The organism is Dietzia aerolata (genome assembly GCF_014144865.1).
Lineage (GTDB): Bacteria > Actinomycetota > Actinomycetes > Mycobacteriales > Mycobacteriaceae > Dietzia > Dietzia aerolata.
The window spans coordinates 1-9,659 of sequence record NZ_JAALDM010000268.1 but is presented as its reverse complement, the minus strand read 5'-3'; the positions used below and the strand labels follow the sequence as shown (position 1 = coordinate 9,659).

Genomic DNA, 9,659 nt, shown 5'->3' with positions numbered 1-9,659 from the left:
GGCGCCGGCGTGGGTGAGAGTGGTGCCGGGGGCGGTGAGGACCAGGCCCGCGAGGGCGACCAGGCACACGACGACATAGGTGCTGACGCCCCCCACGACCCACCGCCGCGTGCGACGCCGGGCGCGGATCGGCGCATCGCGGAGTCGGGCCGCGGGCGTGTCAGCCCTGTAGCGCGCCACTGCATCCCCCTGATTATGGGCCGGGTGTGTTGCCGGCGCTGATCGATCGGCGTCGAGACTAGCCAATCGGTCCGACACGCGGGGATCAGGCCGGTGAACGGGAGTCGGCGCGGCGGGCGTGCGGCGCGGCGTGAGCGGGTGTCCGGCGGCGGGAGGCCGGGATGTCGGTGCGGCGTGCCACGATGGAGCGCATGGCAGGCTGGGTGGTGGTGGACGTCGAGACCTCGGGGATGACCCCCGCGGTCGACCGGGTGTTGTCGGTGGCTGCGGTCGTTATTGACGACGACGGCGAGGTCATCGAAGAATTCGTGAGCCTGCTCAACCCGGGGGTCGATCCGGGCCCCGTCCACGTACACGGACTCACGCCGGCATTGCTGGCCGGAAAGCCGCGATACCAGGACATCGCGCCGGAGCTCGGCAGGATTCTCGCAGGGCGGACGGTCGTGGCGCACAACGCGGCGTTCGATGCCTCGTTCCTGGCCGCCGAAGCCCGGCGTGCCGGACTGGAGCCGCCGCTGACGCAGTACGTGTGCACCCTCGATTTCGCCGGGCGGCTGCACCTGTCGACCCGCGACCTCAAGCTCTCGACCCTGGCCGAGCACTTCGGGGTGGAGCAGCGGTCCGCGCACGACGCGCATGACGACGCGCTGGTGCTCGCCGGCGTATTCACCGGGTTGCGCGGGGTGGCCGAGGAGAAGGGCGCGGTGCCCTCGGTCCGGCAGCTCGAGGCGATGGTGCCGCACCCCGAGACCGGATTCCTCGTCTCCACCGTCTGGGCCGAGGCCGTGGGCGCACCCCGGCTGTGGCGTCCCGCCGGAAGGCTGAAGCGGGACGGCGGGCTGGTCCAGGGCATGGAGGTGGTGTTCACCCAGGACGTGGATCGCGATCCCGAAGAGATCGTCGGTCTCGTCGTCGTCAAAGGTCTTTACGTGGCCGACCGGATCACCTCCCGCACCTCACTGGCGGTGTGCGACGCACCCACCGCGGTGCGGGGACGCACCGCGTTCGCCCGGAAGAAGGGACTCGAACTGGTGGGGTCGGACCGGTTAGTGGAGCTGCTCGCGGACGTCGCGCCCGGCCGGCCCGTCGCGCCGGCCCGGCCCGTCGACGACGCACAGGGGGCGCTTTTCTAGCCGTGGCGCTGCGGATGGCAGGGCGACCGGCGGACGGCACCTGCGGTGCCGCCAGCGTGCGTCGCACGGGACCGCCAGTGTGCGTCGCGCGGGACGGCCCGCCCGGTTTTCCGCATCGTGGAGCGGGAACAGGGAGGGGTGGGGCGGAAACTGACATGATGGGGGCACTTTCCACCGCTGTCGACCGAGAGGAAACCCGTGCCCGCTCCGCAGAACGCCGCCGCCCGCGAGGTCTATGACAAGGAGCGCGCCCACGTCCTGGCCCCCTGGTCGGCCTGGGGCGCCTCCGACCCGATGGTCATCACCGCCGCCGAGGGCAGCTACCTCACCGACGGCGACGGAAACCGTCTCCTCGACTTCACCTCTCAGCTGGTCAACACCAACATCGGACACCAGCACCCCGTGGTGGTCAAGGCCATCCAGGACCAGGCCGCCGAGCTGTGCACCATCAACCCGGCGCACGCCAACGCCGCCCGCGCCGAGGCCGCCCGCCTGGTCGCCGAGGTCGCGCCCGCCGGCATGAACCGCGTGTTCTTCACCAACGCCGGCACCGAGGCCGTTGAGCACGCCATCCGCATGGCCCGCAAGCACACCGGCCGCCACAAGACCCTGTCGGCGTTCCGCAGCTACCACGGCGCCACCACCACCTCGATGAACCTCACCGGCGACACCCGCCGCTGGGCCAACGACCTCGGCAACACCGGCGCCGTGCACTTCCACGCCCCGTTCCTGTACCGCTCGCAGTTCTACGCCGAGAACGACAAGCAGGAGTGCGACCGCGCGCTCGAGCACCTCGACACCCTCATCGGCCTCGAGGGGCCCGACCACTTCGCGGCCCTGATCATCGAGTCCGTGCCCGGCACCGTCGGCATCATGGTCCCGCCGGCCGACTACCTGCGCGGCGTGCGCGAGATCTGCGACAAGTACGGCATCGTCATGATCTGCGACGAGGTCATGTCCGGCTTCGGCCGCACCGGCGAGTGGCTGGCCCTGGACAACTTCCGCTCGGGCGACGACGACTGGGCGCCCGATCTCATCACCTTCGCCAAGGGCTCCAACTCCGGCTACGTGCCGATCGGCGGCGTGATCCTCCACGACCGGATCGCCGCGTCCTTCGAGAAGACCCCCTACACCGGCGGCCTGACCTACGCCGGCCACCCGCTCGCGGCCGCGTCCGTGGTGGCGACCATCAACCTCATGCGCGACGAGAAGATCGTCGAGAACGCGCGCACGATCGGCGAGGACGTCATCGGCCCGCGGCTGCGCGAACTCGCGGAGAAGCACCCGTCGATCGGCGAGGTCCGCGGCCTGGGCGTGTTCTGGGCCGTCGAAATGGTGGCCGACCGCGAGACCCGCGAGCCGCTCGCCCCGTACGGTGGGTCCTCGGAGGCCATGGCCAAGACGTTCGGAGCGGCTAAGAAGGACGGCCTGCTGCTGTTCATGAACTACAACCGTTTCCACGTGGTCCCGCCGTGCACCATCACTGCGGACGAGGCAGGCGAGGGACTGGACATCTTCGACCGCGCGCTCGACGTCGCGGACTCATATGTGAGGAGTTGATCGGTGATGGGGCTGGTGCTCAGGCTGATCGTCAACGCGCTCGCCCTCTGGGTGGCCACGCTCATCGTGCCGGGAATCTCTCTGCGCGAGACCACCGGGATCTACGCGCCCGACGCCGGCGCCGTCGACTCGCAGGTCAGCGTGCCCACCATCACGGCGCTGCTCATCGTGGCCGTGGTGTTCACGCTGGTCAACGCGGTGGTCAAACCGATCGTGCAGTTCCTGTCGCTGCCGCTGACCATCCTCACCCTCGGACTGTTCCTGCTGGTAGTCAACGCGCTGATGCTCATGCTGACCAGCTGGATCACCGGCGCGGTCCAGCTGTTCGGCGCCGAGTACGTCGTGAGCGGGTTCTGGGCGGCGTTCTTCGGCGCGATCGTGATCGGCCTGGTCAACTGGGTCTCCAGCCTGGTCACGCGCGACAAGACCTGGGAGTAGCCGCCGCCGGCCACCGCCGAACGCCGCGCCGCTGGCCCCGTTCATCGTCAAGAGCCTTCCGCACACGTTTCCCGAGAGGAAGTGTGCGGAAGGCTCTTCTCGTTGGCCGGGACTGTCCGGGGACGATGCCGGCGCTGCCGGCGCTGCCAGCGCTGCCGGGGGAGCTGGCCGGGCCGCCCGCTCAGCCCTCGGCGGCGTAGCCCTTCGGCAGGGGCATGCCGCGCTCGGCCATGAGGTCGCGCAGCACGTTCGGGTAGTTGGTGATGATCCCGTCCACGCCCAGGTCCAGCAGGTACTCCATGGTCGGCGCGGCATCTACGGTCCACGGGATCATGGTCAGGCCGTGCGCGTGCGCGCTGTCGACCATCTCCTGCGTGACGTAGGGCGTGCAGTCGTCCTCGCCGACGGTGCAGCTCTGATCGGGGTAGGTGGCGACCGGGGAGTACGCGACCACGCCCTCGATCGATGCGGCCGCGGCGACGCCGTCGTCGTCAAAATTTTTGATGTCTATCCCACCCAGCCACGGTGAGGGCGCGTCGGCGCCGATCCCCAGGAAGTCGTGGTTGGTGAGCGCGACGAGCGGCAGGTCGGGCGCGAGTTCGTGCATGGCCATCAGCGCGCCCCAGTCGAAGGACTGCACGGTGACCTGCTGCGCCAGCCCGGACGCGGCGATCTGCTCGTTTACCGCGGCGACGAACTCCTCGCGCGGGGCGGTCTCGTCGGGCGCCCCGGCCTCGACCTTGGTCTCGATGTTCATCATCACGCCGCCGGGCCCGTCCGCGCCGTGGGCCTTGACCAGGTCGAACACCTCCGACAGGAGCATCATCTTCTCGCCCGGGTGGGTCTGCTGATCGGGGTGCCCGGGCCGCTGGATTGAACCGCAGTCCAGCGTCCGGACCTGCGCGATCGTTAGTTCATGGATGTAGTGGTCCATGTACGGGAACATCGGGTCGCCGGCCTCGACGGGGGCGGTGTCCCGACAGACGTCGTGGCTGGGCTTGCGGTCGTGGGTGACGACGACGACACCGTCCGCAGTCACCTGGGTGTCGAGCTCGAGCGTTGTCACGCCCATTTCCAGCGCATGGGCGAACGCCTGCGGGCTGCTTTCGGTGTGCAGGCCGAGGCCGCCCCGATGTGCCTGGAGGTCGAAGTCGTCGCCTGCGGAGTTCAGTGACCCGGCCACATCAAGTGACCCTAGCGGGCCATCGGCTCCGAGCGAGCCGGATGCGGGCGCGGGGGCCGCGGCAGCCAGTGCGGGGGAGGTGAGCAGGCAGCCGAGCGCGGTGGCTCCGGCGGCGGCGATGACACGGGGCAGTCGCATGCGCGCACTTTCGTCGGTGGGAGGACCAGAAATGTGGTGCCAGGTTCCTGTGGCGGGCATCCGGCGAGGTTGTCCGATCCCGCTCTCCCGGTGAGGGTAGGTGGCGCTGAAGTCGAGTGACCTACGCCGAGGTGAATGCTCGGTGTCGACTGGGCGCGGTGCGATCGCGGGTGTGGGGCGCTGGGTGGGCTCCGGGGCGCGACGCCCGGAAATGCGGCGAGCGCCCCGACCCTTATCCGCGGGTGCGGCAAGGGCGGGGCGCTCGGCGTTCGCCGGTTCAGGGGCCGGCGGTCACGCGATCAGGCGGCGGCGCTGTCTGGATCAGGAACCGAAGGTGCCCGAGGAGACCGCACGCGGGGTCCAGCCGTTGGCGGCGTGGTCCCGGATGAACTGCATCTGCGGATAGAACGCGCCGCCGGGGCAGGCGGTGCCGCCCCAGTCGAGGTGGCCGGAGACCGCGGGCATCGGGCGCGTGGCCCCGCCCTGGGGGTTGCGGTAGTTGATGCCGCCACGCGGATTGATGCCGGTGGCGTTGCACAGCGCGCGGACGGCGTCGATCGTGGCACCCACGGCGGCCGGGGTCGGCGGGTGGTTGGTGAAGTTGCCGAGCAGGCTGATGCCGATGTTGCCGTTGTTGTAACCACCGACGTGGCCACCGGTGACGATGGGCGGTGCGACACCGAGGACGGGCGGGGCCTGGAAAACCGGGGTGCCGAGCGGGGTGCCGCCGCGGCCCTGGTAGATGCGGCCCTCGGGGTCGATGAGGAGGTGGTAGCCCACGTCGCCCCAGCCCAGGGTCTTGGCGTGGTAGTTGTAGATCGCCTTGACTGCTGCGGAGCGGTTGCCGCCGGGAACCGAGGCGGTGTGGTGGATCGTGATGCCCTGTGCGGCGTGGAACTGCGGGGTGCCCCACCAGTTGCCCGCGACGTCGTCGGCGCCCCACGCTGCACGCGGGATGATGGGCAGTCCGAGCGTGCCCACACTGCCGAGGTTGTAGTTGCGATTGCCGCCACGGCCGTCATCGAAGACGGTGGCCTCGGCGCCCTTGGGTGCGTCGACCTCGTAGCTCACGGCACCGTCCGGTGCGGCCACGAGCTCGGAGGCGGGCACGCTGCCGGAGTCGGGAGCGGAGTCCATGAGCTCGAGCGGCTGCCAGTCGCCCACGGAGCCGTCGGGGAAGGCGAACCGGATGCGTCCGGCGATGTCCTCGGGGCTGGGGAACGTGACGCCGACGTAGCCGAGCGGGCCGTTGGGCTGGATCATCCCGCTGCCGGTGGAGATCGACTGCATCATGTCCTGGGCGACGCCACCGAGGGATCCGGTGTCGAACGGGTTGGCGCCGGCGATGGGGCCGCGGATGGTCGAGGTGACAGCAGCACCCACGCCGACCGATGCGGCGGTGAGGAAGCCACGACGTGACACGGGCATAACAGGGTCTCCAGACAGAGTGTGAAATGAGTTTTCGCCTGGCATATCGGCGCGAACGGCAGCCACATTACGCCCTTAGCGTAACCAAATCGAGACCTTCGTTACCGAAGTGATATCTGTGACGGGTGTGGTTCATGAGGCGCCAAATGCGGCACTTCCGGGAAAAACGCACAGCTTCTACTCAGGCTGAGTGCGCCCTCCTCGGCCCCAGCTGACCGGTTACGCCGCCCGCATCCGGCTTCCGCCCGGGGGCGCTCCTGCGCCCTCGGGCGCCCCTGCCGGGAGTCGTCAAAGCCGTTATCCGAGTGCAGACTTCACCACCAGTCGCGGCCGGGTTCGCGACCTGCCCGCGCCACCGCGGCCGGCGTTGGCCCGCGCACCCCTCCCCGTGCATCTACAAGTGGGTTTGGCGCACCTGCATCTCGGGCGATGTGTGCAGAACTCTCTTGGCGATGAGCCCGACGGTCTGCTTCGGCCGGCCCGAGAAACCGAGGGTTTCGCACACTGCTACTCGAGCGATGTGTGCGAAACCCTCTCGGCGATGAACTTTGGGCCAGCCGGCCAGCCACTCGGCCAGCTAGCCAGTCAGCCAGCGCTCAGGCCCGGGGACCGGCCCCGGCGCTGAACCGCCCCCGGCGTCAGGGAGCCCAGGTGCGGGCGCCCTCCGTGGAGCCGATGGTCTCGGGCTGGTCGGCCTCGTCGGCGTAGGCGCGGTTCACGGCGGAGACCACGGCCCGCAGCGACGCGGTGGTGATGGACCCGGCCCGGCCGACGCCCCAGAACACGCGATTGCCGAACTGCACCTCGACGTAGGCGGCGGCGGTGGCGTCGTCGCCGGCGGTCATGGCGTGCTCGGAGTAGTCAAGGATGCGGATCTCGTCGTCGAACGAGTCGTTGAGCGCGGCGACGAACGCGGCCAGCGGACCGTTGCCGGAGCCGGTCAGCTCCTTGGTCTCGCCCTTCCACTTGACGACGGCCTCGATGGAGTCCTCGCCGTCGTCGGTCTCGGCGGGGACCAGGTGCTGCGACATGCGCTCCATGGGGGAGACGCGGTCCAGGTACTCCAGGGAGAAGATGTCCCACATCGCCTTGGGCGTGACCTCGCCGCCCTCGGAGTCGGTGACGCTCTGGACGAGCTTCGAGAACTCCATCTGCAGGCGCCGCGGCAGCTGCAGGCCGTAGTCGCTCTTCATGATGTAGGCGACGCCGCCCTTGCCGGACTGCGAGTTGACGCGGATGACGGCCTCGTACGTGCGGCCCTCGTCCTTGGGGTCGATGGGCAGGTACGGGACCTCCCAGGTGATGTCGGCGACGTCCTCGCCGCGGGAGTCGGCCTCGGCCTGCAGGGCGTCGAAGCCCTTGTTGATCGCGTCCTGGTGCGAGCCGGAGAAGGCGGTGAACACCAGGTCGCCGCCGTACGGATGCCGTTCGGGCACGTTCAGCTGGTTGGCGTACTCGACGGTGCGGCGGATCTCGTCCATGTCCGAGAAGTTGATCTGCGGGTCCACGCCGCGGGTCAGCATGTTCATGCCCAGCGTCACCAGGCAGACGTTGCCGGTGCGCTCGCCGTTGCCGAACAGGCAGCCCTCGATCCGGTCCGCGCCGGCCTGGAAGGCCAGCTCGGCGGCGGCCACGCCGGTGCCGCGGTCGTTGTGCGGGTGCAGCGACAGGATGGTCGCATCGCGGTGCGCCAGGTTGCGGTGCATCCACTCGATCTGGTCGGCGTAGACGTTGGGCGTGGCCATCTCGACGGTCGCCGGCAGGTTGATGATGATCGGGTTCTCGGGGGTGGCGCCCACGACCTCGGTCACCGCGTCGCAGATCTCCTTGGAGAAGGCCAGCTCGGTGCCGGTGAACGACTCCGGCGAGTACTCCCAGCGCCAGTTGGTGTCGGGGTAGTCGCGCGCGACGGTGGTGACCAGCTCGGCGGCGTCGGTGGCGATCTTGCGGATCGCGTCGCGGTCCTTACGGAACACCACCTTGCGCTGCAGGATCGAGGTCGAGTTGTAGAAGTGCACGATCACGTTCGACGCGCCCTCGCAGGCCTCGAACGTGCGCCGGATCAAGTCCTCGCGGCACTGGACCAGCACCTGGATGGTCACGTCCTCGGGGATCGCGTCGTCCTCGATGATCTCGCGCACGAAGTCGTAGTCGGTCTGCGAGGCGGACGGGAACCCGACCTCGATCTCCTTGTAGCCCATGCGCACCAGCAGCTCGAACATGCGGCGCTTGCGGGCGGGGCTCATGGGGTCGATCAGCGCCTGGTTGCCGTCGCGCAGGTCCACCGCGCACCACTGGGGCGCGTGGGTGATGACCGTGTCCGGCCAGGTGCGGTCGGTCAGCGAGACGTCCTCGACCTCCTCGGCGAACGGCCGGTACCGGTGCCACGGCATGGAGGAACCGCGCTGAGTGTTCCAGGCGGGCTGGCCGGGGCGACCGGGCTTCGAGGGGGGAGTAATGGTCGACGACGACGAGACGAATGCATCAGCAGGATTCATGACTGGGGGCTCTACTTCCGTTTTGAGCGGTCTTCAGAAGGATCGGACCGGCGCGAAAGAATCCCGCGACGGGGAGCCGGTCCGCCTCAGCGGGCCCCGCCGCGGCACCCAAGAAGGAGCACGCGCTGCATGGGGGCCACGATACACATCTCCGGCGGGCCCCGCGGCAACAGTCCCCGCAGACAGAGCCCTCACGGAATCGGGATGACGAACGTCGTCGATCGGGTGGATGTGCTCCGGGTGGTGAGCTCGTCGTCGTCGCCCCCGGATGCGGTGACCCCCGCGAACGGTGATCCGGCCCCGCGCACGTCCGCGTCCGGCTCGTCGTGGCGGTGCACCGACCCCCACACCCGGGTGCACCCGGCCTCCTCGGCGACCTCGACCGCCTTCTCCACGAGCCGGTGCGCGATCCCGTGGCCGCGCAGATCCTCGCGCACCACGATCCCGTAGATGAACAGGTCCGGGCTGGCACCCAGATGACCGGTCTCGACGCCGACCAGAATCCCCACGGGCCGATCGTCCCGGAGGGCGAGGATCAGCAGGTTGGAACCGCGGTCGAGGAAGTCCTGCGTCCACTCGGCGGTCGGCGGGTGCGCGAGCAGATCGTCGGCGGACAGCACGAGGTCCACGTCGGCGCGCGAGGCGCGACGGATCGTGATCTCCGGCGGGGTCATCTGCTCAGTGTGGCAAAACCGCGGCGGTTCGGCACGCCCGTGTCACCCTCATCCCCTCCGCGGTCACCGGTTGGCGATCATCCAGTCGATCCAGCCGTTCTGCGCGGGGATGGACTGGTAGTGGGCGGGGCTGGAGCCGTCGGGCTGCCGGCGGCCGTGGTCGGAGCGGTCGTGGACGCCCACCAGTCGGTCGCCGTGGAAGATCGGCCCGCCGGAGTCGCCGAAGCTGAATCCTCCACCGAGCGTGTGATTCTGGCCCACCCAGGTGCCGTCGCGGGGCACCATCCGGTCGAGCCGGGTCTGCCCGGTGCGCAGCTCCGTGGCGCGCGGATGGTGCGCCAGGGGGCCGGTGCTGCCGAAGCCGTGGAACTGCAGAACGGAGCCGGGCGCGGGATCGGCGCCGGCGCGCAGGACCGCGGGGGCGGGC

Annotated in this window: 8 protein-coding genes; 3 read left to right on the top strand and 5 right to left on the bottom strand. The window is 69.7% G+C overall.

Annotated elements, in window-relative coordinates; all coding sequences use genetic code 11:
* Window positions 1–341 precede the first annotated feature (341 nt).
* The 3 genes from G6016_RS14490 to G6016_RS14480 all read left to right on the top strand — a co-directional run bounded on the left by G6016_RS14490 (window position 342) and on the right by G6016_RS14480 (window position 3,311).
* Entirely contained in the window at window positions 342–1,313 is a 972-nt protein-coding gene (locus tag G6016_RS14490) for an exonuclease domain-containing protein (RefSeq protein ID WP_241730333.1), read from the top strand.
* Window positions 1,314–1,511: 198 nt separating this feature from the next.
* A complete protein-coding gene (locus G6016_RS14485; RefSeq protein WP_182633325.1) occupies window positions 1,512–2,873 on the top strand; it encodes an aminotransferase class III-fold pyridoxal phosphate-dependent enzyme in 1,362 nt (453 codons plus the stop codon).
* A 6-nt stretch (window positions 2,874–2,879) separates the two neighbouring features.
* Window positions 2,880–3,311, top strand: coding sequence for a phage holin family protein (locus G6016_RS14480; protein ID WP_182633324.1), 432 nt, complete (start codon window positions 2,880–2,882; stop codon window positions 3,309–3,311).
* A gap of 181 nt (window positions 3,312–3,492) precedes the next feature.
* On the opposite strand, the gene G6016_RS14475 is transcribed toward G6016_RS14480, so the two are convergent.
* The 5 genes from G6016_RS14475 to G6016_RS14455 all read right to left on the bottom strand — a co-directional run.
* Window positions 3,493–4,632 carry a glycerophosphodiester phosphodiesterase family protein gene (locus G6016_RS14475; RefSeq protein WP_182633323.1) on the bottom strand — a complete coding sequence of 380 codons (1,140 nt, stop codon included), beginning with the start codon at window positions 4,630–4,632 and terminating at the stop codon, window positions 3,493–3,495.
* A gap of 321 nt (window positions 4,633–4,953) precedes the next feature.
* Window positions 4,954–6,060, bottom strand: coding sequence for a peptidoglycan recognition protein family protein (locus G6016_RS14470; RefSeq protein ID WP_182633322.1), 1,107 nt, complete (start codon window positions 6,058–6,060; stop codon window positions 4,954–4,956).
* Between the two features lie 638 nt (window positions 6,061–6,698).
* Complete coding sequence (leuA, locus tag G6016_RS14465; RefSeq protein ID WP_182633321.1) at window positions 6,699–8,558, bottom strand: 2-isopropylmalate synthase; 1,860 nt, start codon at window positions 8,556–8,558, stop codon at window positions 6,699–6,701.
* A gap of 191 nt (window positions 8,559–8,749) precedes the next feature.
* Window positions 8,750–9,232 (bottom strand): GNAT family N-acetyltransferase, encoded by a 483-nt coding sequence (locus tag G6016_RS14460; RefSeq protein WP_182633320.1) that lies wholly within the window; start codon window positions 9,230–9,232, stop codon window positions 8,750–8,752.
* A gap of 63 nt (window positions 9,233–9,295) precedes the next feature.
* Window positions 9,296–9,659 (bottom strand): trypsin-like serine protease (locus G6016_RS14455; protein WP_182633319.1); only part of this gene is annotated, 364 nt, incomplete at its 5' end.

Coding starts and splice junctions, on each gene's coding strand:
- leuA (WP_182633321.1), bottom strand. CDS start 8,558: ATGAATCCTGCTGATGCATTCGTCTCGTCGTCGTCGACCATTACTCCC.
- G6016_RS14480 (WP_182633324.1), top strand. CDS start 2,880: ATGGGGCTGGTGCTCAGGCTGATCGTCAACGCGCTCGCCCTCTGGGTG.
- G6016_RS14470 (WP_182633322.1), bottom strand. CDS start 6,060: ATGCCCGTGTCACGTCGTGGCTTCCTCACCGCCGCATCGGTCGGCGTG.
- G6016_RS14490 (WP_241730333.1), top strand. CDS start 342: ATGTCGGTGCGGCGTGCCACGATGGAGCGCATGGCAGGCTGGGTGGTG.
- G6016_RS14460 (WP_182633320.1), bottom strand. CDS start 9,232: ATGACCCCGCCGGAGATCACGATCCGTCGCGCCTCGCGCGCCGACGTG.
- G6016_RS14475 (WP_182633323.1), bottom strand. CDS start 4,632: ATGCGACTGCCCCGTGTCATCGCCGCCGCCGGAGCCACCGCGCTCGGC.